This window comes from Pseudarthrobacter sp. AL07, assembly GCF_029960665.1.
In the GTDB taxonomy this organism is placed as follows: Bacteria; Actinomycetota; Actinomycetes; order Actinomycetales; family Micrococcaceae; genus Arthrobacter.
The window spans coordinates 15,277-37,105 of sequence record NZ_JASBRB010000012.1 but is presented as its reverse complement, the minus strand read 5'-3'; the positions used below and the strand labels follow the sequence as shown (position 1 = coordinate 37,105).

At 64.8% G+C, this 21,829-nt stretch carries 18 protein-coding genes; 11 read left to right on the top strand and 7 right to left on the bottom strand.

The annotated features are described in order from the left end of the window. Window positions 1-135 precede the first annotated feature (135 nt). The 3 genes from QK290_RS11305 to rpsA all read left to right on the top strand — a co-directional run bounded on the left by QK290_RS11305 (window position 136) and on the right by rpsA (window position 3,443). Window positions 136-810, top strand: coding sequence for a GNAT family N-acetyltransferase (locus QK290_RS11305; RefSeq protein ID WP_282330750.1), 675 nt, complete (start codon window positions 136-138; stop codon window positions 808-810). A 28-nt stretch (window positions 811-838) separates the two neighbouring features. Further along, window positions 839-1,783 (top strand): polysaccharide deacetylase family protein, encoded by a 945-nt coding sequence (locus tag QK290_RS11300; protein WP_282330749.1) that lies wholly within the window; start codon window positions 839-841, stop codon window positions 1,781-1,783. A gap of 181 nt (window positions 1,784-1,964) precedes the next feature. Next, window positions 1,965-3,443, top strand: coding sequence for a 30S ribosomal protein S1 (rpsA, locus tag QK290_RS11295; RefSeq protein ID WP_185263559.1), 1,479 nt, complete (start codon window positions 1,965-1,967; stop codon window positions 3,441-3,443). Between the two features lie 167 nt (window positions 3,444-3,610). On the opposite strand, the gene QK290_RS11290 is transcribed toward rpsA, so the two are convergent. Together QK290_RS11290 and QK290_RS11285 are read right to left on the bottom strand one after the other, a co-directional pair. After that, on the bottom strand, window positions 3,611-4,135 hold the full coding sequence (locus tag QK290_RS11290; protein ID WP_282330748.1) for a GNAT family N-acetyltransferase: 525 nt from the start codon (window positions 4,133-4,135) through the stop codon (window positions 3,611-3,613). After that, window positions 4,119-4,808 carry a YigZ family protein gene (locus tag QK290_RS11285; RefSeq protein ID WP_282330747.1) on the bottom strand — a complete coding sequence of 230 codons (690 nt, stop codon included), beginning with the start codon at window positions 4,806-4,808 and terminating at the stop codon, window positions 4,119-4,121. The genes QK290_RS11290 and QK290_RS11285 overlap by 17 nt, the downstream gene beginning before the upstream one ends. 89 nt (window positions 4,809-4,897) lie before the next feature. Here QK290_RS11285 and coaE point away from each other — a divergent pair, with 89 nt between their 5' ends. From coaE to QK290_RS11265, 4 genes are all read left to right on the top strand, one after another. After that, window positions 4,898-6,112: a dephospho-CoA kinase gene (gene coaE / locus QK290_RS11280; RefSeq protein WP_282330746.1), complete on the top strand. Its 1,215-nt coding sequence runs from the start codon at window positions 4,898-4,900 to the stop codon at window positions 6,110-6,112. Between the two features lie 79 nt (window positions 6,113-6,191). After that, window positions 6,192-8,291: an excinuclease ABC subunit UvrB gene (uvrB, locus tag QK290_RS11275; protein ID WP_185263563.1), complete on the top strand. Its 2,100-nt coding sequence runs from the start codon at window positions 6,192-6,194 to the stop codon at window positions 8,289-8,291. Window positions 8,292-8,518: 227 nt separating this feature from the next. Further along, on the top strand, window positions 8,519-9,547 hold the full coding sequence (locus QK290_RS11270) for a TerC family protein (protein WP_282330745.1): 1,029 nt from the start codon (window positions 8,519-8,521) through the stop codon (window positions 9,545-9,547). 108 nt (window positions 9,548-9,655) lie between these two features. Further along, a complete protein-coding gene (locus QK290_RS11265; protein WP_282330744.1) occupies window positions 9,656-11,008 on the top strand; it encodes an MFS transporter in 1,353 nt (450 codons plus the stop codon). Here QK290_RS11265 and QK290_RS11260 read toward each other — a convergent pair. The 5 genes from QK290_RS11260 to QK290_RS11245 form a co-directional block, all read right to left on the bottom strand. Then, window positions 10,982-12,286 carry an alpha/beta fold hydrolase gene (locus tag QK290_RS11260; RefSeq protein ID WP_282330808.1) on the bottom strand — a complete coding sequence of 435 codons (1,305 nt, stop codon included), beginning with the start codon at window positions 12,284-12,286 and terminating at the stop codon, window positions 10,982-10,984. The two genes, QK290_RS11265 and QK290_RS11260, sit on opposite strands and share 27 nt — an antisense overlap. 79 nt (window positions 12,287-12,365) lie before the next feature. Continuing rightward, the gene (locus QK290_RS11255) at window positions 12,366-12,866 is read right to left on the bottom strand and encodes a GNAT family N-acetyltransferase (protein WP_282330743.1); all 501 of its coding nucleotides are present in this window, start codon (window positions 12,864-12,866) and stop codon (window positions 12,366-12,368) included. 45 nt (window positions 12,867-12,911) lie between these two features. Further along, window positions 12,912-13,673: a CoA transferase gene (locus tag QK290_RS18650; RefSeq protein ID WP_348994458.1), complete on the bottom strand. Its 762-nt coding sequence runs from the start codon at window positions 13,671-13,673 to the stop codon at window positions 12,912-12,914. 446 nt (window positions 13,674-14,119) lie between these two features. Further along, entirely contained in the window at window positions 14,120-14,278 is a 159-nt protein-coding gene (locus QK290_RS18645; protein WP_348994459.1) for a hypothetical protein, read from the bottom strand. An 11-nt stretch (window positions 14,279-14,289) separates the two neighbouring features. Beyond that, complete coding sequence (locus QK290_RS11245) at window positions 14,290-16,836, bottom strand: DEAD/DEAH box helicase (RefSeq protein WP_282330742.1); 2,547 nt, start codon at window positions 16,834-16,836, stop codon at window positions 14,290-14,292. A gap of 97 nt (window positions 16,837-16,933) precedes the next feature. On the opposite strand from QK290_RS11245, the gene QK290_RS11240 reads away from it, so the two are divergent. The 4 genes from QK290_RS11240 (at window position 16,934) to QK290_RS11225 (ending at window position 21,803) form a co-directional block, all read left to right on the top strand. Continuing rightward, complete coding sequence (locus tag QK290_RS11240; protein ID WP_282330741.1) at window positions 16,934-17,719, top strand: trans-aconitate 2-methyltransferase; 786 nt, start codon at window positions 16,934-16,936, stop codon at window positions 17,717-17,719. Between the two features lie 150 nt (window positions 17,720-17,869). Then, window positions 17,870-19,615 (top strand): ABC transporter ATP-binding protein, encoded by a 1,746-nt coding sequence (locus QK290_RS11235; protein WP_282330740.1) that lies wholly within the window; start codon window positions 17,870-17,872, stop codon window positions 19,613-19,615. Continuing rightward, entirely contained in the window at window positions 19,612-21,426 is a 1,815-nt protein-coding gene (locus QK290_RS11230) for an ABC transporter ATP-binding protein (RefSeq protein ID WP_282330739.1), read from the top strand. The genes QK290_RS11235 and QK290_RS11230 overlap by 4 nt, the downstream gene beginning before the upstream one ends. Then, complete coding sequence (locus tag QK290_RS11225) at window positions 21,423-21,803, top strand: GntR family transcriptional regulator (RefSeq protein WP_282330738.1); 381 nt, start codon at window positions 21,423-21,425, stop codon at window positions 21,801-21,803. The genes QK290_RS11230 and QK290_RS11225 overlap by 4 nt, the downstream gene beginning before the upstream one ends. The last annotated feature ends 26 nt before the right edge of the window (window positions 21,804-21,829 follow it).

Genomic DNA, 21,829 nt, shown 5'->3' with positions numbered 1-21,829 from the left:
GCTTCCACGAACCCACGCGCACGCCGGCACACATTGCGAAATCCTTGGAGGCCTACGTAGCTGACCAACGGATCTTCACTGGCGCCTACCAGACGAGGGAAGTCGCGCCGGGGTCGCTTCCCTGCGGAGGTGCCGGTGGCAACCTTCGGCACCCTGCGCAAAACACTCAACATCGACTTCGGCAAGCTACTGGAATCCCAACTGGTCACCGCAGTGACGGTCCGGACCTCACACCGTCGGCGCGGCCTGCTGCGCCGGATGATGTCCGAGAATCTGGCCATGGCGAAGCAGGATGGCCTTGCAATGGCAGCCCTGACAGCGTGCGAGGGCTCTATCTACGGACGGTTCGGCCACGGGGTGGCCAGCTTCGAACGCGCGGTGAAGGTTGACACCACGTCCCGCTTCCAGCTGAACTACCACGCCGCCGGCAACGTGGACATCGCGGACCCGCGTGTGCTGCTGGACCTTGTGCCGGAGGTCATCCTGGACGTGGCCCAGGCGCTGGAGGCGCGGCATTACCCTGAGGATGGCAGGCTTGTGCTCGACGTGCAGGACCTGCTTGGCCTCACGGCTGGAACGTTTGCCGTGGAGGTCAGCGGCGGCGAGGCCGGCGTCGTATGCCTGGAAGAGACAGCCGGGGCTGAACTGACGTTGGATGTCTCCGCCCTGTCTTCAATTTATCTGGGAGCGGTCTGTCCGGTTACGCTGACTTCGGCTGGGCGAATCCGTGAACACAAGCAGGGCGCGTCGCTCCGGGCACGGAGGATGTTCGCGGTTGAGCGGGCCACCCACTGCCTGACCCATTTCTAGGGGCTCCTGCCTCGTTCAAGGACAATCCATGGGGGATTTTGGTGTGGCCGGGCGGACTGGCCGCCGGGCTATTTTGCTCGGTCTGGCGTCCGGAGTTTTTGCTGCCGTGACATCGTGTTCGTCGGCGGACACGGCCGCGATTGCGCCTGTGGCTCTTTCGGATGAACACGGGGACCTCTCGGTGCTTACCCCGCCCGTGCCAAACGGGCCAGAAGCGTCGGCGGCACCGTCGCCGGTCCCGGCCGCGACGGCAGCCGAGGTCCCGCTTCCGTCAAAAGCGCAGCTGGTGACGGAATTCGAGGGCCGCCGTCCGGCCGAGTGGGGTCTGGCCGTCACCGGCGTGGTCACCAGATCGCCAGGCAGTCATACGGTGCTCACCTTCGATGCCTGCGGCGGCCCCGGCGGATCCGGCGTCGACCAGGAACTGCTCGCTACGCTCCGGCGGCTGAACATCCCGGCCACCCTCTTTGTGAATGCGCGGTGGATCCAGTCAAACCGGCAAGTCGCCGCCGAGTTGGCGCACGACCCGCTCTTTGAACTGGCCAACCATGGCTGGCAGCACCGGCCGTTGTCCGTGACCGGCAAATCAGCGTATGGCATCCCAGGCACCAGGAACGTGGCCGACGTATATGACGAACTCACCGGCTGCGCGGATGTCTTCCGGGAAGTGACGGGGCACCGGCCACGGTTCTTCCGCTCCGGAACAGCCTATTTCGACGAGGTGGCCGCCGCGGTGTCCCGGCGTCTGGGCATGTTGCCGGTCAACTTCAGCATCAACGCCGACGCCGGCGCCACGCTGGCGCCGGCGGCGGTTGCCTCCGCCGTGGCCACAGCACGGCCTGGCGACATAGTCATAGCGCATTTCAATAAGCCCGGCGGCGGCACAGCCGCCGGCTTCCGGCAGGCGCTGCCACAACTTAAGGGCGGCGGAACCAGGTTCGCCCGACTGGGCGATGTGTTGCCTGCACTTTGACCCCTGTTGGCCGCAGCGACTAGAATAAGTGGGCGCGTGCTACGTGCAAGTTTCTAAAATCCAAAAATCAGGAAGACCCGGAAGATCCTTGTGATCGCCCGAAGACCTGCGCCTGCGTTCCATAACGCGGGCGCGGCGGTTTGCCTGACCGACTAACTATCCACAACGGAGCCCCTACTACATGACCATCACCTCCACCGAGAAGCCCGGTACCCCCGTAGTCGCCATTAACGACATCGGTACCGCTGAGGACTTCCTCGCAGCAGTCGACGCCACAATCAAGTACTTCAACGACGGAGACCTCGTCGAAGGTACCGTCGTCAAGGTCGACCGCGATGAAGTTCTGCTCGACATCGGTTACAAGACCGAAGGTGTCATCCCCTCCCGCGAGCTGTCCATCAAGCACGACGTTGATCCCGGAGACGTTGTCTCCGTTGGCGATCTCGTCGAAGCCCTGGTGCTCACCAAGGAAGACAAAGAAGGCCGCCTGATCCTCTCCAAGAAGCGTGCTCAGTACGAGCGCGCCTGGGGCGACATCGAGAAGGTCAAGGAAGAAGACGGTGTCGTTACCGGTACCGTCATCGAGGTTGTCAAGGGTGGTCTTATCCTCGACATCGGTCTGCGCGGCTTCCTGCCCGCATCCCTCGTCGAGATGCGCCGTGTGCGCGACCTCGCTCCGTACATCGGTCAGAAGATCGAAGCCAAAATCATCGAGCTGGACAAGAACCGCAACAACGTTGTGCTGTCCCGCCGTGCATGGCTCGAGCAGACCCAGTCCGAGGTTCGCTCCACGTTCCTCAACAAGCTGGAAAAGGGCCAGGTCCGTCCCGGCGTTGTTTCCTCCATCGTCAACTTCGGTGCATTCGTGGACCTTGGCGGCGTAGACGGCCTCGTGCACGTTTCCGAGCTGTCCTGGAAGCACATCGACCACCCGTCCGAGGTTGTCGAAGTTGGCCAGGAAGTCACCGTCGAAGTTCTCGAAGTCGACCTGGACCGCGAGCGCGTTTCCCTGTCGCTCAAGGCTACGCAGGAAGATCCGTGGCAGACCTTCGCCCGCACCCACGCCCTCGGGCAGGTTGTTCCGGGTAAGGTCACCAAGCTTGTTCCGTTCGGTGCGTTCGTACGCGTCGAAGACGGCATCGAAGGCCTCGTGCACATCTCCGAACTGGCAGTCCGCCACGTGGAGCTGGCTGAGCAGGTTGTCTCCGTTGGTGACGAGCTGTTCGTCAAGGTCATCGACATCGACCTCGAGCGCCGCCGCATCTCCCTCTCCCTCAAGCAGGCCAACGAGGGCGTTGACGCCGAGTCCACCGAATTCGATCCGGCTCTCTACGGCATGTCCGCTGAGTACGACGAAGAGGGCAACTACAAGTACCCGGAGGGCTTCGACCCGGAGTCCAACGAGTGGCTTGAAGGCTACGAGAACCAGCGCGCCGTCTGGGAGCAGCAGTACGCTGACGCCCAGACCCGCTGGGAAGCACACAAGAAGCAGGTTGCCCAGCACGCTGCCGACGACGCTGCAGCTGCAACGTCCGGTGACAGCGATTCAGGCACCACCAGCTACTCCTCCGAGCCTGCTGCAGAGTCCAACACCGGCGCCGGTACCCTGGCCTCGGACGAGGCTCTTGCAGCTCTGCGCGAGAAGCTGACCGGCAACTAATTGCCACCGGCCCGGGGCTTCCCGGGCCAACACAGCGGGCCCCTGCGAGAGCAGGGGCCCGCAGTGTTTAACCCGCAGTGTTCAGGCGGCTACTTGACCAGCACTGAACGCTCGCAAACTTGAACGCTCCCAAACCTGAACGCTCCCAAACGCGGGTTTCGGTGCGTCTACTGCGAGCCAGATGAGAGCACGACGACGGCACGCACCGCGCCGCCGTCGCCGTGCGTTAATACCGCGCCGGCAGCGGTGAGGAGCCGCTGCGCGCCTACGTTGCCTGCCGTGGTGTGGGCCAGCATCTGCCGCAGTCCGGCGCGGCGGGCTTCCGCCAAGACCAGCATCAGCGCGGCGCCGCCCACACCGAGGCCACGGTAGTTCCGGCCCAGCCAGATGCCTGTCTCAGCAGTTCCGGATTGTGCCGTTCCGTCGTCAATCATTTTGAGCCTGACCGAACCGGCCGCGCTGCCGTCGCAGAGAACAGCCCAGCTCTTTTCCGCGCCTGGTCCGTCCAATCCGGCGGCCGCAGACCGGTGGAAGTTGCGGAACCAGTTGATGCGTTCAGTGTTCCAGCCGGTCCCGTTGCCAAGGGGCGGCGTGGCGTCGTCCGCGGACGCGTCCCGCTGCGCAAGTTCCAGCAGCCGCTCCAGCATGGGTTCGTCAACGTCTGCCAGGCGGACCTCAGGGGAGCGGGACATCGAGCCACTCCGTTCCGGCCGGCGTGAGCCCGGTTCTCCCGGCGGTAAGCGCCAGCACGCGTTCGGTGGCTGCAGTGATTTGCTCAGGTTCGTCGGGTACTGCCAGGCGCAGGATCGTGTATTGCGCTCCGTAGCTGGTTTCCGCCATCACAAACCCGGCTGCCCGAAGATCGTTCTCCAGCCGTCCGGCAGCGGCATGCGGCACCGACGCAGAGCAGATCCGCAGCCGGCTCCGCCGGACCAGGGGAGCCCGTTCCAGGGCGGCGGACACCGATTCCGAATAGGCGCGCACCAGTCCGCCGGTGCCCAGCAGGATGCCGCCGAAATAGCGGACGACGACGGCACTTAAGTCGCTGAGGTCCGTCACGCCAGGTGCTGTTTCCCTTTTGACGATGGCCTCCAGCATGGGGATGCCGGCGGTGCCCGAAGGTTCGCCGTCGTCATTGGAGCGCTGGATGTCCCGGTCCGGTCCCAGGACGAACGCCGAGCAGTGGTGGCGGGCGTCGTGGAACTCGCGGCGCAGTCCGGCCACCAGGTCCCGGGCGGTGTCCTCATTGTCGGCGCGGCCCAGCACGGTAATGAACCTGGAGCGCTTGATCTCGATCTCGTGCCGGAAGTCCTGGCCCAAGGCGAGGGTGGTGTAGGCCGTGGCGCGGCTGTCTTGCTCTTGCACCGCCCAAGTCTATTCCCCACCGCCTCCCTGAATTCGCTGCGCTCACCCAGGGAACCCTGGTCGCGTGGGCCCACTAGTAGGGTGATGGGATGCTCAAGATCGGTTTGACGGGTGGTATAGCATCCGGGAAGTCAGTGGTCGCCTCACGCCTCGCCGGGCTCGGTGCCGTGCTGGTGGACGCGGATGCGCTGGCCCGGGACGTGGTTGAGCCGGGAATGCCGGGACTGGCCCGTGTGGTGGAAGCCTTTGGGCCGGACATGCTCGACGCCGGCGGCCGGCTGGATCGGGCCAGGCTGGGTTCCGTGGTGTTCGGCAATCCCTCGCAGCTGGCTGTCCTGAACGGCATTGTGCACCCGCTGGTCCGGGCCGCCGCGGCCAGGATCATCGCCACAGCCCCGGCCGGCGCCATTGTGGTCCAGGACATTCCACTGCTCGTGGAAACCGGCCAGGGGAGCGGCTTCCATCTGGTCCTGGTGGTGGATGCACCCGATGACATCCGGATCGGCCGGATGCTCGAACACCGAGGCATGACAGCCGAGGACGCCGGGTCGCGGATGGCGGCCCAGGCGTCGCGTGGAGCGCGGCTTGCTGCTGCCGACGTGGTCCTGGTCAACTCCGGGTCATTGGCAGACGTGACCGCGCAGGTGGACCGGCTGTGGACGGAACGGCTGGTCCCGTACGCGGACAATATCCGCCGCGGCGTCAGGGCAGCCCGGATCGGCACCGCCGTGTTGTTTGCGCCGCGCGAGGACTGGGCGGACCAGGCCGCACGGCTGGGATCCCGGATCGCCGCCGCCGCAGCGGACGACATTCTTGCAGTGGACCATATTGGCTCCACGGCCGTGCCTGGCCTGGCAGCCAAGGACGTCATTGACCTCCAGGTCACGGTGTCGGATCTCAATACCGCGGACCGGATCGCGCCGCTGCTGGCGGACGCGGGATTCCCTGCCGTGCCAGGGGTGGCCTTCGACACTCCGAAACCGACGCAGCCAGATCCGGAGCAATGGAAGAAACGCTTCCATGCCAACGCGGACCCCGGCCGCGCCGTGAACGTCCATGTACGGGCTGCCGGGTCATCTGGCTGGCGGTACGCGCTGCTCTTCCGCGACTGGCTCAGGAGCGATCCGGAGGCCGTCAGCCTGTATGCGGACCACAAACGTGTTTTGTCCGAGCAGTTTGCCGAGTCCAAAGGTACCCACGCGTACGCGGCGGCGAAGGAGCCGTGGTTCACGGACGTCGCCTGGCCGCAAATGGACAGCTGGGCGGACCGCACGGGGTGGGTGCCGCCGTCGTACACCCCCTGAACTCCCGGCCCCCGCGGCTGGCTGTTCGCCGGTAACTGATCCGGCTGTCACTGTCGGTCCCCGGTTGTAGATTAGATGCATGAGCCTTGCCCAGGAGATCAACCGCGTCGTCGCTCCGTTTGAAGTCATCAGCGAGTTCCAGCCGGCAGGTGATCAGCCTGCTGCGATCACCGAACTGACAGAGCGGATCAGGAACGGCGAAAAGGACGTAGTCCTGCTGGGTGCCACCGGTACCGGCAAGAGCGCCACCACGGCCTGGCTGATCGAACAGGTCCAGCGGCCCACCCTGGTCATGGTGCAGAACAAAACCCTGGCCGCCCAGCTCGCCAACGAATTCCGGGAACTGCTGCCCAACAACGCGGTGGAGTACTTTGTTTCCTACTACGACTACTACCAGCCCGAGGCGTACGTAGCGCAGACGGACACCTTCATTGAAAAGGACTCCTCGGTCAACGAAGAAGTGGAACGCCTCCGCCACTCCGCCACCAACGCCCTGCTGACCCGCCGTGACGTCATTGTGGTCGCCACGGTGTCCTGCATCTACGGCCTGGGCACGCCGGAAGAGTACATTGCCGGCATGGTCACACTCCGAAAGGGAGCGCAGATGAACCGCGACGACCTGCTCCGGAAATTTGTCTCCATGCAGTACGCGCGCAACGACATGGACTTCCACCGCGGCACGTTCCGGGTCCGGGGCGACACCGTGGAAATCATCCCGATGTACGAGGAACTGGCCATCCGGATCGAATTCTTCGGGGACGAAATTGAGAACATCCACACCCTCCATCCGCTGACCGGCGAACTGATCCGGGACGAAGAGGAAATGTACGTCTTCCCGGCCTCGCACTACGTGGCCGGGCCCGAGCGGATGGGCCGGGCCATCAAACGCATCGAGGACGAGCTCGCCGAACGCCTGGCCGTCCTGGAAGGCCAGAACAAGCTGGTGGAAGCCCAACGGCTCCGCATGCGCACCACCTACGACCTCGAAATGATGCAGCAGATGGGCTTCTGCAACGGCATCGAAAACTACTCGTCGCACATTGATGGACGTGCCCGAGGGACCGCTCCGCACTGCCTCATCGACTACTTCCCGGACGACTTCCTGCTGGTGATCGACGAATCCCACGTCACCGTGCCGCAGATCGGCGCCATGTACGAAGGCGACATGTCCCGCAAGCGGAACCTCGTCGACTTCGGTTTCCGCCTGCCGTCGGCCATGGACAACCGCCCCCTCAAATGGGACGAATTCCTGCAACGCGTAGGCCAGACGGTCTACCTCTCGGCCACTCCCGGCAAGTACGAACTGGGCAAGGCGGACGGCTTTGTGCAGCAGATCATCCGGCCCACCGGACTGATCGACCCCGAGGTGGTGGTCAAGCCCACCAAGGGCCAGATCGATGACCTGCTCGGCGAGATCAAGACCCGCACGGCAAAGAACGAACGCGTCCTGGTCACCACGCTGACCAAACGGATGGCGGAGGACCTCACCGACTACCTGCTGGGCCACGGCATCAAGGTCGAATACCTGCACTCGGACGTGGACACCCTGCGACGGGTTGAACTGCTCCGGGAACTCCGGATGGGTGTCTTCGACGTCCTGGTGGGCATTAACTTGCTCCGGGAAGGCCTTGACCTGCCAGAAGTCTCGCTCGTGAGCATCCTGGATGCGGACAAGGAAGGCTTCCTGCGCTCGGCGACTTCGCTGATCCAGACCATCGGCCGTGCCGCCCGCAACGTCTCCGGCGAGGTCCACATGTACGCGGACCGCATCACGGACTCCATGGCCAAGGCTATCGATGAGACCAACCGGCGCCGCGCCATCCAGGTGGCCTACAACACGGAACGGGGCATCGATCCGCAACCGCTGCGGAAGAAGATTGCCGACATTACCGACCAACTGGCCAAGGAAGACGCCGACACCCAGGAGCTGCTGAACAACAACCGGCTGGCCAAGGGCGCCAAGCGTGGAAAGTCTGCGGCAAAGGGTGCGGCGCAGGTCCGCAAGGACGGCCTCGCCGCGGCGCCGGCCGAAGACCTTGTGGGCCTCATCGAACAGCTGACCGAACAGATGCACGGCGCTGCCGCCGAACTCCAGTTCGAGCTGGCCGCGCGGATCCGGGACGAGGTCAGTGACCTCAAGAAAGAGCTCCGCCAGATGCAGGCGGCCGGCCACGCCTAGGACACGCCCGGGCGCCGGGGGCACGTGGCAGTCGGGGCATGTTTCCGCATGTCGGGACGCCTGCTGTACAGTTAACGTCACGTAGGGGAGTATCCCGAGCGCTACGATCGTCAACACGCCAGGCATAGTTGCCTGGCCGGGCGTAGCGGGCCGCCATTTCAGCACCAAGTGCACAGGCTGGCAGGAGAGACTTACACCAATTCCTTGTGCCCTGCGAAAGGCTACCCGTGCCCGAATTACCCGTATGGTTTGAGGTCGGCTCACTTGTCGTCCTCGGACTGATCCTCCTCATTGACCTTCTGCTGGTCGTCCGGCGTCCCCATGAACCTTCCATGAAGGAAGCCGGCCTGTGGGTTGCGTTCTACGTCTCCCTTGCCCTGCTGTTCGCCGGGGCCATGTTCTTCTTTACCGGCGCCGAATTCGGCGGCCAGTTCGTGGCCGGCTGGGTCACTGAATACAGCCTCAGCATCGACAACCTGTTTGTCTTCATCATCATCATGGCCCGCTTCTCCGTGCCCCGTAAGTACCAGCAGGAAGTCCTGATGGTGGGCATCATCATCGCCCTGATCCTGCGCGGCATCTTCATCCTCCTCGGTGCCATCGTGATCGAGCAGTTCAGTTGGGTGTTCTACATCTTCGGCGCGTTCCTGCTCTGGACAGCCTGGAAGCAGGCCCAGGACGAAGGCGAAGACGAAGAGGACAAGGAAAATCCGCTCATCGCCGGGATCCGCAAGGTCATCCCCATGTCGGAGAAGTTCGACGGCGGCAAGCTGCGCACCACGGTGGACGGCAAAAAGGTCTTCACCCCCATGCTGATAGTGTTCATCACCATCGGCCTGACCGACCTCCTCTTCGCCGTTGACTCGATTCCCGCGATCTTCGGACTGACGCAGAGCCCGTTCATCGTCTTCACCGCCAACCTGTTCGCCCTCATGGGCCTGCGCCAGCTGTACTTCCTGCTGGGTGGGCTGATGAACCGCTTGGTCTACCTGAAGCACGCGCTGTCCTTCATCCTGGCGTTCATCGGTGTGAAGTTGGTGCTGCACGCCATGCACGTGAACGAACTGCCGTTCGTCAACGGCGGCAATCACATCGAGTGGGCCCCGGAGATTCCGACCTTCGTCTCCCTGGCCGTCATTGTGGGCACCATCATCGTTGCCGTGGTTGCCAGCCTCATGAGCTCCAAGGCAAAGACGGCCCACCTGGATCCCCGCCTCGAGGAAGACGCCAAGAAGAGCCTCAGCGAAACCGAGTAAGCTCTCCTACGCACAGCACGTTCCAGCAACCCCGGTCGCACTGCGGCCGGGGTTGCTTGCATTAACGAACACCTGCTGCAACGGCCGCCCGAGGACTATGCTCTGACCATGGCCCGCGTCCCGATGATGGAATATGGAGTGCGCCAGGTGCAACGGCGCACCGTGGCGCTGCTGAGTGCGGCCCAGGTTTTCGGTGGCATCGGCACCGGAGCCACGGTTTCCATTGGTTCCATCCTGGCCGTGGAACTTTCAGGTTCCAGCGTGTGGGCGGGAGCCGTGGCCACGGTGATGACCTTGGGGGCCGCGCTGACAGCACTGCCCCTGGCTTCGCTGGCGGACCGGCGGGGCCGCCGGGCCGGGCAGGTCACGGGGCTTTCCGCCGCCCTGGCCGGCACTGTGCTGATAGTGCTGTCCATCGTGTCCGGCTTGTTCGTCCTGCTGGTGCTGGGGGCGGTGGGCATCGGGGTGGGCACCGCGGCCAGCCTGCAGGCACGCTTCGCCGCCGTCGACCTTGCGGATGCTGAACACCGCGGCAGGGCGCTTTCCGCAGTCGTGTGGGCTGTGACGGTCGGCGCAGTGGCCGGACCCAACCTGATCCAGCCCGGCACCGTTGTGGGCCTGGCCCTCGGTCTGCCTCCCGTCGCCGGACCGTTTGTGATCTCCGCGGCCGGACTCCTGCTGGCGATTGTGCTGCTTTTCGCTGGCCTCAGGCCGGACCCGCTCCTGCTCGCGCGGGAAATAGCAAACCAGCAAGGCGCCACAGCGCGCAACGCAGTCGGCGGATCGCTCGTCCGCGGTATGCGGGCAATCCGCCAGTCCCGATCGGCCTGGCTGGCGCTTGCCGCCGTCGTCGGAGCGCACGCCGTGATGGTCGGCGTGATGTCCATGACCCCGCTGCACTTGCAGAAACTCGTGGCCGGACCGGGTGCTTCCCATGCCGGCCACACCGCCTCCGGCGATGTCCTGGTGATCATCGGCTTCACCATCTCACTGCATATCGCCGGTATGTTCGCGTTGTCGCCGGTCATGGGCTGGCTGACGGACAAGGCAGGCAGGACAGAGACCATCATGATGGGCTTCACCACGCTCATCGCGGCCGTCGCCGTCGCCGGATTCGGCCAGACATCAACCGTGGCGGTTGCCGTGGGACTTGTCCTGCTGGGCATCGGATGGTCTGCGGCCACGATTTCCGGATCCACACTGCTGGCGGAGAGCGTTAGCCAGGAGTCCCGTGTGGTGGTCCAAGGTGTCTCGGACATGCTGATGGGCGCTGCCGGCGCAGTGGGCGGGGCCACCTCCGGCCTGATCCTCAGTTGGGCCGGCTACCTGGGGCTCAACATGGCAGGCGGCCTGGTGGGGGCTGCAGTGCTGACCGCCGCCGTCGTTGTTCTTGTGGCGCGCCGCCGCAGCCCCAACGCCGCCACAACCACCGGTTCAGTTGGCGGCTCGGTTGCCCGCTGAGCCGGCAACCGAGCGCACCATACCCAGCAGGCGACCAAAGATGGCCTCGCCGTCGTCAGCTATGCCGTCATGGTGGAAGTCGGCTGTCTCCCATACTTGGAGTCCATGCACGGCAGCGGCCGTTTCCAGGGACAGATCGCGGTCCACGTAAATGTCGTCCCGGTAAACCGCAGCGGCTGCCGGCACTCCGTTCGCGGCCAACTGCCTGTGGTCATACAGCGGCTTCCAGTCCGTCTTGACTGCCAGCAACTGGGCCACGTGCTGCAGCGGGGCCAAGGCGGCGTCCTGCTCGAAGTACCACGGGTACACCATTTCGCCGGTCAGCAGCAACGGATCCGCGTCCGGGCGGAATGCCGGATTTTCCTGCAGCACCCGCCAGGCAGCCCAGTCGGTCGCCCGTCCCTGACCGTAGATGGACTCGTGCAGCAGGGCATAAAGCGGGTTTCCCAGGCGGGACACGATGCCCTGGACCTGTTCGAGGAAGGCATCGGAGAGCCTGTTCCCGTGCGGTGTCGCGGTGAAGGCGTCCTCCAGCAGGTAGTGCAGGCCGTCCACCCGCGTGTTTCCGCCCAGAAAGGAGCCCACCATCTGGAACCGTTCCGGCGTGAGCCGGCAACCGTCGGGAAGGAACTCCTCGGTCTGCCGAAGATGCGATGCGATCGCATTCACAGTCCGGCGGTCCTCCGGATACCAGCTGAAGTATTCAGTGTTGCGGGCCGCAACGCGGGCGAACGTGGCGCGGTAGACGTCGTCGGCGTGGCCGGCGAGGGGCGCCAACCCGCCCGTGATGAGGGCTTCCTTCAGCCCGTCCGGGGCAAAGGACAGGTACGTCAGCGCGCAGAATCCGCCATAGCTTTGGCCGTAGATGCTCCAGGGGCCGGAGCCGAGCGCCGCCCGGATGAGCTCCGCGTCGGCCACGATGGAATCAGCACGGAAATGCTCAAGGTACCCAGCCTGTGCCTGGGCCGTTCCACGCGCGGGCAGCGTGTTCCGGTCAAGGGGGGTCGACAGCCCGGTGCCGCGCTGGTCCAGCATCAGGATCCGGAAGTCCCGGGCAGCCGCCTTGCTCCAGCCGCTCAGTGAAGCCAGCCGGTTGCCGCGGCCGCCCGGGCCGCCCTGGAGGAACAGCAGCCAGGGAAGCGCTTCGGCTTCAGCACGGGTGTGGGCCGACGAGACGTACTCACGGGCGAAAACGGTGATGGTCTCGGCGGCGCCGTCGCCGCTCTCCGGCGCGAAGTGGTCCAGGGGAACGGTGAAGTAGTGCTCGGCGGTGCGCATGCCCCGGAATTCGTGCCGGGCCTTCACAAAATGCGGGACAGGCGTCTGCGTTTGTGTGGTTTGAGAGGACGCGTCCTGCTCAGCCACGGATGGACGCTGCCGTTCTGGTGCCAAAGCTCTCCAGCGCGTCGCCGGTCAGCCGGAACGTGGACCAGCCATCCAGGGGGCGGGCGCCGAGGCTGCGGTAGAAGTTGATGGACGGTTCGTTCCAGTCCAGGACGCTCCACTCAACCCGGGCATAGCCCCTCTCTACGGCGGTGGCGGCCAGGTGCTGCAGGAGCGCCTTGCCGTGGCCCTCGCCGCGGGCATGCGGGCTGACGTAGAGGTCTTCCAGGTAGATGCCGTGGACGCCTTCCCAGGTGGAGTAGTTCAGGAACCAGAGCGCGAAACCCCGGACCTCGCCTGCGCTGTTCTCAGCCATCGTGGCAAACACGCGCGGGTTCTCGCCGAACAGGACGTCAGCCAGCATTTCCGGTGTGTTGCGGACCGCGTCCGGTTCCTTCTCGTAAATGGCCAGTTCGTGGATCATCTGCAGAATGGCGGGGACGTCTTGCCGGGTGGCGGGGCGGATTACACTCATGGTCCGAGTTTACAAGCGGGGCCGTGATCCCTAGTGCCAGGCTCCCTATTGCCAGCGAAGCTGCGATGTCCCGTAGCGGACGGGTCCCTTGCTGTACGCCAGCGGCACGCCGTCCGCCATGATGGGCGGCCCAACATATCGCAGACGGCCGTAGGGGCTGTCCATCACGCGGAGGTCCGGGGCAGGCAGGGAACCGCCGTGACCGGCCAAGGCGGGGAGCCAGAACAATTCTTCAGCGGTGCGGGCCAGGGAACGCCGGGGCGCGCCGCCGCGTCCGTTTCGGAGCCGTTCGGCCAGCAAGGCAAATGCTGCCGCCGCCAAGCCATATCCGGTGGCATGGTCGAGCGCCTGCACAGGCAGCGCCCCAGGCCGCCACCCGTCATCGGTCGTCCGGCCATACCGTTCGGCAATGCCGCATGCGGCCTGTACCAGGCTGCCGAAACCGCGCCGTCCTGTCCAGGGCCCACCGCTTCCCCACGCACTGAGAGCAACTATGACGAGGTCGGGCCGTGCCTGCAGCAGCGCTTCGGACGCCAGCCCAAAAGGGTCCAGCCCGCCCTCGCGGTAGCCCGTGACCACCACGTCGGCAGACTCGATGAGAAGCCGTACTGCTTCCATGGCGGCAGGATCCCGGAGGTCCGCCTCGGCGCTGCGCTTGTCAAAGCCCGAGTCAATGAACACATTGCCCAACTCCGGAAGCTGGGGCGGGTCGATGCGCAGAACGTCCGCGCCCAGGGCGCCCAGGTGGCGTCTGGCAGTGGGCCCCGCAATGACGCGCGTCAGGTCCAGCACCTTGAGCCCGGCCAAGGGGTGACGCGGAACTGCCGATGGAACCCACCGGGAGAGCTGCGGACTTTCACTGGCTGACCGTGGCGGACGGGAGATTCTGATCCAGGGACCGGGACGGGCCGTTGCATACATGGGGGTCGCGATCCACTCGCCCCTGTGCGCACGGCAGCTGCGACGCCGTGGTTTGCCGTGATGGCTTCCTCGGCGGCCACGGACGTCATGCTTAGCAGGGCGGGTTCCACATCTGTGGCGTGCTGGCGGAGAGCGCCGCCATCAGCCGGGCTGCGTGGTGGGGGTAGTTGGCGTGGAGGCGGATCCAACCGTCCGACGTGCGCCGAAAGCCGGACATCGGAGCGAACCCTTGGGGTTTCCGCCTGCGATCCGCAGGTGTCCGAGCGAATCGAAGGACGCTGCCGTGGCTCCGGATGCCAGGGAGTACCTGCCCGGAACGCCAACCACTGCGTTCAGGGACGTGGCTGCTGCCTGGACCGCACCCAAAGCCAGCCCCCAACGTCCAGCGGGCCCTTCCACCACTGCCGTGGACCGTCGGACGGTGCCACGGGCTGGGCCTTCAGGGCTTCCACAACCCGAAGGCTGCCGGTCAGGTCGGGGACGGATTCCACGGGGTCACAGCCTAGAGCCGGTTGACGTCGGTGACCCGGACCACTGCCGTCCCGGATTCGTCGGAAGATGCCAGGTCCACTTCTGCGGAGATGCCCCAGTCATGGTTGCGGGCCGGATCGTCGAAAATCTGCCGGACCTTCCACAGCCCGGGCTCTTCGGTGATCATGAGCAGCCCGGGGCCGCGGGCATCCGGGCCCGTGCCGATGTCGTTGTGTTCGTCGAAGTAGTCGTCCAGGACGTCCTCCCAGCGGTCGGCACCCCAGCCTGCGCCGCCGTCGAGCTCGCCCAGGGCTGCTGCGTTCTCGTCCGCGAACAGTTCCACACGGCGGAACATCTCGTTGCGGACCATCACACGGAAGGCACGGACGTTGGACGTCAGCGACGGCGGCGGGGGAGGGGGAGCGTCGTGCGGGGTGGGCATCGCGCCGGACGTCAGCTCCTCCCATTCGTCCAGGAGGCTGGAGTCCACCTGCCGCACCAGTTCGCCAAGCCAGGCGATGAGGTCCTCAAGGTCCTCCCGGAGCATGTCCTGCGGCACGGTCTGGCGCAGCGCCTTGAAGCAGTCGGCGAGGTAACGCAGCACAATGCCCTCCGAGCGGGCCAGCCCGTAGAACTGGACGAACTCGCCGAAGTTCATGGCCCGCTCGTACATGTCGCGGACCACGGACTTGGGCGCCAGTTCAAAGTCGCCCACCCACGGCGCGGCCTTGCGGTACACCTCGAAGGCTTCGCCCAGGAGTTCCGCGAGTGGCTGCGGATAGGTGACTTCCTCCAGCATGGCCATGCGCTGGTCATACTCGATACCGTCAGCCTTCATCGCGGCAATGGCTTCCCCGCGGGCCTTTTTCTGCTGCGCGGACAGGATCTGGCGGGGCTTTTCGAGGGTCGCCTCGATCACCGACACCACGTCCAGGGCGTACGACGGCGAATCCGGGTCAAGGAGCTCCAGCGCCGCCAGTGCAAACGGCGAGAGCGGCTGGTTCAGGGCAAAATTGGCCTGCAGATGGACGGTGAGCCGGACGGTCCTGCCGTCGTGGCCCTGCTCTTCTGCCGGGATGCGCTCCACCACCTCAGCGGCAAGGAGCTCCCGGTAGATTCCCAGGGCTTTTTTCATCAGCCGCAGCTGCGAGGACCGGGTCTCGTGGTTTTCGGTCAGAAGCCGGCGAGCCGCCGTGAACGGGTCGCCGGGCCGTTCCATCAGGTTCATCAGCATCGAATGCGTCACACTGAAACTTGAGGTCAAAGGATCGGGCACGGATTCCACAAGGCGCTTGAAAGTGGGTTCACCCCAGGAAACGAAGCCCTCCGGCGGCTTCTTCTTGACAACCTGGCGGAGCTTCTTTTGGTCATCACCAAATTTGGCGGTGGCCTTGGCCATGGCCTTCACGTTTTCGATCACGTGTTCCGGCGCCTGGACCACTACTGTCCCAGCGGTGTCATACCCCGCGCGGCCGGCCCGTCCGGCAATCTGGTGGAACTCCCGGGAGTTAAGCGGACGGGTGCGTACGCCGTCGTACTTGCTCAGTGCGGTGAGCAAGACGGTGCGGATGGGCACATTGATGCCCACGCCCAGCGTGTCCGTGCCGCAGATCACCTTAAGCAGGCCCGCCTGGGCAAGCTGTTCCACGAGCCGTCTGTACTTCGGCAGCATGCCGGCGTGATGGACGCCGATACCGTGCCGGACCAGCCGGTTGAGCGTCTTACCGAAGCCTGCGGCAAAACGGAAATTCGCGATCAGCTCGGCGATCTTGTCCTTCTCCTCGCGGGTGCACACGTTGATGCTCATCAGTGTCTGGGCCCGGTCAATGGCCTCGATCTGGCTGAAGTGCACCACATAGGCGGGCACCTGGCGCGTGGAGAGGAGTTCCTCGAGTGTTTCGTGGACCGGCGTCTGGTGGTAGTAGTAGTGCAGCGGAATGGGGCGCTCGGCTGAACTGACGGTGGTTGTGGGGCGGCCCGTAAGTTCGGTGACGCCGGCCTCGAACCGGCTGACATCACCCAGGGTTGCGGACATCAGAAGGAACTGGGCCTGGGGCAGTTCCAGCAGCGGGACCTGCCAGGCCCAACCACGCTGGGGGTCGGAGTAGAAATGGAATTCGTCCATGATGACCGCACCGAGTTCGGCGTCGGCCCCTTCGCGGAGGGCGATGTTCGCGAGAATTTCTGCCGTGCAGCAGATAATCGGCGCGTTCTGGTTCACGCCGGAGTCACCGGTGATCATACCGACGTTTTCTGCACCGAAGATGTCGCACAGGGCAAAGAACTTCTCGGAGACCAGCGCCTTGATGGGAGCGGTGTAGTAACTTCGCTGGCCTCTTGCCATGGCCTGGAAGTGCGCCGCGATGGCCACCAGCGATTTGCCGGAACCGGTGGGCGTGGCGAGGATGACGTTGGCACCGGTGGCCAGCTCCATGATGGCCTCGTCCTGGGCAGCGTACAGCTCCAGGCCCCGGCTTTCGGTCCACTCCAGGAATTGGGTGTACAGGGCGTCCGGGTCGATGCCTGCGCCGGAGGGGCTTGGGGCGGGCAGGACAGGCAGCTGGTCAACGAGTTTCATTGATTTCCAGCTTAGTGCCCAGCCGGTGCCTGATATCCGGGCGGGCCCGGGTTAGGCTCGCGGGACTGCCCTGGAGCACCAGGCGATGGAGGTAACTGTGAAGTGGGACCCCGTAAAGTACGTCCAGTTCGACGACTACCGCGACCGGCCCTTTTTCGACCTGACGGGGCGGATCCAGGCGGACCGTCCGCGGCGCGTTGTGGATCTGGGCTGTGGTCCAGGGAACCTCACGGCCACCCTCGCCCGGCGCTGGCCGGAAGCGAAAGTGGTGGGGCTCGATTCGTCCGGGGAGATGCTGGACAAGGCTGCCGCGCAGGCAGCCCGCCATGCGGGCCTCAGCTTCAGACTGGCGGATATCGCGGCCTGGACGCCCCCGGCTGACACCGACGTGGTGGTCACCAACGCCGCCCTTCAGTGGGTGCCGGGCCATCAGGAAATGTTGGCGGGCTGGCTGGCGGCGCTCAAGCCCGGTGCCTGGTTCGCCATGCAGGTGCCGGGAAATTTCAACGCCCCGTCCCATGTCCTGATGCGGGACCTCGCGGGTTCGGCCCGCTGGTCGTCCCGGCTCGACGGGGTACTTCGCGGTGGGGACTCCGTGGGCGAGCCCACAGACTACCTGCGCATCATGCTGGACGCGGGCTGCACGGCGGATGCTTGGGAAACCACGTACCTGCAGGTCCTCACAGGGGTGGACCCGGTGCTGGACTGGGTTCGGGGCACGGCGTTGCGCCCGGTCGTGGCGGCCCTTTCAGCCGAGGACAGCCTCGCCTTTGAAGCCGAGTTTGCGGCGGCCCTGCGTGCCGCGTACCTGGGAACGGTCCACGGCACGGTGTTTCCCTTCCGGAGGATCTTTGCCGTAGCGCAAAAGCAGCCCAGCACATAAACTCCATTCGTTTGAAGTTCTCGACATGGTCGGCAATGCCCTGTGACCAAGAAGAGAATGTGATGCTGGTTACAATGACGAAAGCGGCTCCTGGGGATGGCACAACGGCCGGACCCTGACCAGCCTCCCAAATCCCGTCCTGGAGGTGCGATGCTTTTCGGCTTAATGGCCCGGCTTCTGGCTGGCCATAAGGGTGCCGTGGCCGCGATCGCTGCTCTCCAGCTCGTCCAGACCGCAGGCAACCTTCTCCTGCCCACCGTTAATGCCGCCATCATCGACGACGGCATCGTGGCCGGGAACACCCCGGAAATCTTCCGCCTGGGCACTGTCATGGTCCTGATAGCTGCGGTCCAGGCGTCGGCGGCCATCGCCGCGGGCTACTTCGGGGCAGTGGTGGCCATGAAGATCGGGCACCAGCTGCGCGCCGAGGTCTTCAGCAGGATCCAGTCCCTCTCTTCCCAGGAGGTGGCGGCCTTCGGCACACAAAGCCTCGTCACCAGGGCCACCAACGACACCCAGCAGATCCAGTCGTTCGCCGTCCTGGTTTTCACCACGCTGGTGGCGGCGCCGGTTATGGCGGCTGGGGGCGTCCTGCTGGCATGGCAGCAGGACATAGTGCTTTCAAGCGTCGTAATCGCCATCATGCCCATCCTGCTGCTGATCATGTATCTCATCGTCCGGCGCCTGGTGCCCCTTTACCGGCAGGGCCAGGAGCTCCTGGACCGGACGGGTGAACTCCTTCGCGAGCTGATCATCGGCGCAAATGTGATCCGTTCCTTCGTCCGGCAGGGACACGAAACACGACGGTTTGCGAAGACCAACAGCAGCCTAACCGGCAACAACCTTCAGTCGTCGCTGCTCGTTGCCGGCATGCTGCCGCTGATCATGATTGTGGTCAACCTGTCATCGGTGGCCGTGGTGTGGTTCGGTGGCCATCGGGTTTACGACGGCGGGATGAACATCGGCGCCCTCACGGCCTTCATCGCCTACATCCTGCAGATCCTGCTGGCAATCATGATGGCCATGTACGTGTTTATGACGGCTCCGAGGGCCGCCGCCTGCGCAGAGCGGCTGGGTGCCGTGCTCAACGCAAAACCATCAGTCCAGGACCATCAGATGTTCCGTGGGACCGGCCATGGGAGCCCACTGGAGGGCGGCAGCGTCACCTTCAGGAACGTGAGTTTCTCCTACCCCGGCGCCGAAAATCCAGTACTTGAAGACATCAGCTTCACAGCCCGGCCAGGAACCATCGTTGCAATCGTCGGCTCCACGGGCAGCGGAAAATCGACACTCTTGAGCCTGGTGCCCCGTTTCGTGGACTCCACGGCCGGAACTGTCAGCATCGGCGGCCGGAACATCTGTTCCATGCCCTTGGATGTCCTCCGCCGGACCATGGCGGTTGTGCCGCAAAGGTCGCATCTTTTCTCCGGAACTATCGCCGATAACCTGCGCGTCGCAGCTCCGCAGGCATCCGACGGCCAGCTGTGGGAAGCCATGGAGACAGCCCAGGCGGCCAGCTTCGTCCGTGCGCTGCCGCTGGGTATGGACACAGAGGTCGGGCAGGGGGGAACCACCCTCTCGGGCGGCCAGCGGCAGCGCCTCTGCATTGCACGTGCCCTCCTGCGGAGAGTTCCCGTCTATCTGTTTGACGACAGCTTTTCCGCGCTGGACTTTGCCACCGAGGCCCGAGTGCGGGATGCCCTGGAGTTGGCACTTCGCGGCGCAGTGGTCATTGTCGTGGCGGAGCGGATCTCCACCGTTGCCGGCGCCGGCCAGATCCTGGTACTCGACGACGGCCGGTTGGTCGCAGAGGGGACGCACCTGCAGTTGCTGGAGACATCTGCCACCTACCGGGAAATCGCCGGGTCCCAACTGGCACTGGACAGCGCGCCATGACGGCTGTACCCGGCACCGGGGCGGCGTCCAACGGCTTCTGGCCCACAGCACGACGTGTCCTTGCATTGCTGCGCCCGTCGCGGGGCCGGATGCTGGGCGCCGTTGCGGCCACCTGCGCTTTTGTTGTCCTCAACGTCGCGGCGCCGAACTACCTCGGTGATGCCACCGATGTGGTGGTGGATGGGGTCTACAGCGGAGTGCTCGACGGGCAGCGGCTGGGAATCCTGCTGGCCGCCGTTGCCGCGATGTACGTCGGAGCTTCCCTGTTCAACTGGATCCAGGGAGCGTTGACAGCCAACGCGGTACACGGCCTGATGTTTGGCCTCCGGGCATCCGTCCAGGCCAAGCTGCACCGGCTTCCTTCCACGTACTTCCAGACGCAGTCCAGGGGAGACGTCCTGAGCCGCGTCACCAACGACATCGACAATATTTCGCAAGCGCTTAGCCAGGTCCTCACGCAGCTGATTATGTCCATTCTGATGCTGTGCGGTGCCCTGGCCATGATGCTGTGGATCTCTCCGCTCCTGGCACTGATCGCTATTGTTTCAGTGCCACTGTCCACCCTAATCACCGTTCTGGTGGCCCGGAAATCCCAAGCACATTTTGCCCTTCAGTGGACCGAAACGGGTGCCTTGAACGCCCACGTGGAGGAGTTTGTCACCGGGCATGAGGTCATCAAGGCCTTCGGGTACCAGGACCAGGCGGCTGCAGCCTTTAAGGAAAGCAATGATCGCCTTGCCCAGGCATCGGCACGTGCCCAATATTCATCGGGCCTGGTACAGCCGTTGATGGTCCTCATTGCCAATGTGAATTATATTGCCGTGGCGGTGGTGGGGGCGCTCCAGGTCACCACGGGGGCCATGACCATCGGCGGGATCCAGGCGTTCATCCAGTTCAGTCGGCTTTTTACCCAACCTGTGGGCCAGATCGGCGGCATGCTCAACGTCATCCAGTCCTGCGTGGCATCGGCGCGCCGCGTGTTCGACCTGCTCGATTCTGAGGAGCTACCTGCTGAGAGTGAAGGCGATGGCCGCAAAGCCGGTCAGGGCGGTCGGATTGTGTTCAGCGATGTCACGTTCGGCTATGTCCGGGCTGACCCGGTGGTCCGTGGTCTCTCGTTCACGGTGGAACCGGGCCGGACTGTGGCAATTGTCGGCCATACGGGCGCCGGCAAGACCACCGTTGTTAATCTCCTCCAGCGGTTCTATGAGGTCGACGCCGGCAGCATCACCATCGGCGGTACCAACATCGCTGATATTCCGAGGGACGTCCTGCGTGAAGGTTTTGGGGTGGTGCTCCAGGATGCGTGGCTGTTTTCCGGCACCATCAAGGAGAACATCGAATACGGCCGGCCTGGGGCCACAGATGCCGAGGTCACCGCGGCGGCAGAGGCGAGCCATGTGGACCACCTCATCAGATCGCTGCCCGCCGGATACGACACGGTGCTGGGCAACGGCGGAGAGCCGCTCAGCCAGGGGCAGCGCCAGCTGATCTCCATCGCCCGGGCGCAGTTGGCGGACCGCGCTGTGCTGGTCCTGGACGAGGCAACCAGTTCGGTGGATTCCCGTACGGAGGCCCTGATCCGCCAGGCAACTCAGAGGCTGCGCCGCGGAAGAATAAGCTTTGTTATCGCCCACCGTTTGTCCACTGTCCGGGACGCTGATCTAATTCTGGTCATGGAACACGGACGCATCGCAGAACAGGGAACCCATCGAAGCCTCCTGGCAGCCAACGGCCGCTATGCACGGCTATACAACGCGCAGTTCGCCGGGCGTGCGGGCCGCACCGGCACGTTGGAGGCCGGACGATGACCTCAGGAGGTCCGTTCCCCGGCACTTGGAAGCCCAGTCAGTCGAGCACGGTGCCACTGTTTGAACAGCTGCGCCTGCACGTAATCCGTCTGGCGGACGGTGGCGCCCTTCCGCCGGGAACCAAGCTGCCGGCGGTGCGTACGTTGGCGGGGTTGCTCGACGTCGCGCCCCACACCGTTGCACGGGCGTACAAGGAGCTGGAGGCAGCCGGTGTGGTGGCCACGAAGGGCAGGAACGGCACCCTGGTGTGCGCGCGTGATGAGCGGGAGGATGCGCTGTCCCTTGCCGCCAACTCCTATGCATCGGTGGCAAAGGCCCAAGGTGCCACCTTTGCCGAAGCAGTCAAGCTACTGGCAGCAGCCTACGACGCCGACTAGCCGGGCCCGCATGGATATTCGAAGAA

What these genes read in the sequence shown, in the direction of transcription:
- QK290_RS11300 (WP_282330749.1), top strand. Translation starts at nt 839, where the DNA reads ATGGGGGATTTTGGTGTGGCCGGGCGGACTGGCCGCCGGGCTATTTTG.
- rpsA (WP_185263559.1), top strand. Translation starts at nt 1,965, where the DNA reads ATGACCATCACCTCCACCGAGAAGCCCGGTACCCCCGTAGTCGCCATT.
- QK290_RS11290 (WP_282330748.1), bottom strand. Translation starts at nt 4,135, where the DNA reads ATGTCCCGCTCCCCTGAGGTCCGCCTGGCAGACGTTGACGAACCCATG.
- coaE (WP_282330746.1), top strand. Translation starts at nt 4,898, where the DNA reads ATGCTCAAGATCGGTTTGACGGGTGGTATAGCATCCGGGAAGTCAGTG.
- uvrB (WP_185263563.1), top strand. Translation starts at nt 6,192, where the DNA reads ATGAGCCTTGCCCAGGAGATCAACCGCGTCGTCGCTCCGTTTGAAGTC.
- QK290_RS11265 (WP_282330744.1), top strand. Translation starts at nt 9,656, where the DNA reads ATGGCCCGCGTCCCGATGATGGAATATGGAGTGCGCCAGGTGCAACGG.
- QK290_RS11260 (WP_282330808.1), bottom strand. Translation starts at nt 12,286, where the DNA reads ATGCGCACCGCCGAGCACTACTTCACCGTTCCCCTGGACCACTTCGCG.
- QK290_RS11255 (WP_282330743.1), bottom strand. Translation starts at nt 12,866, where the DNA reads ATGAGTGTAATCCGCCCCGCCACCCGGCAAGACGTCCCCGCCATTCTG.
- QK290_RS11245 (WP_282330742.1), bottom strand. Translation starts at nt 16,836, where the DNA reads ATGAAACTCGTTGACCAGCTGCCTGTCCTGCCCGCCCCAAGCCCCTCC.
- QK290_RS11235 (WP_282330740.1), top strand. Translation starts at nt 17,870, where the DNA reads ATGCTTTTCGGCTTAATGGCCCGGCTTCTGGCTGGCCATAAGGGTGCC.
- QK290_RS11230 (WP_282330739.1), top strand. Translation starts at nt 19,612, where the DNA reads ATGACGGCTGTACCCGGCACCGGGGCGGCGTCCAACGGCTTCTGGCCC.
- QK290_RS11225 (WP_282330738.1), top strand. Translation starts at nt 21,423, where the DNA reads ATGACCTCAGGAGGTCCGTTCCCCGGCACTTGGAAGCCCAGTCAGTCG.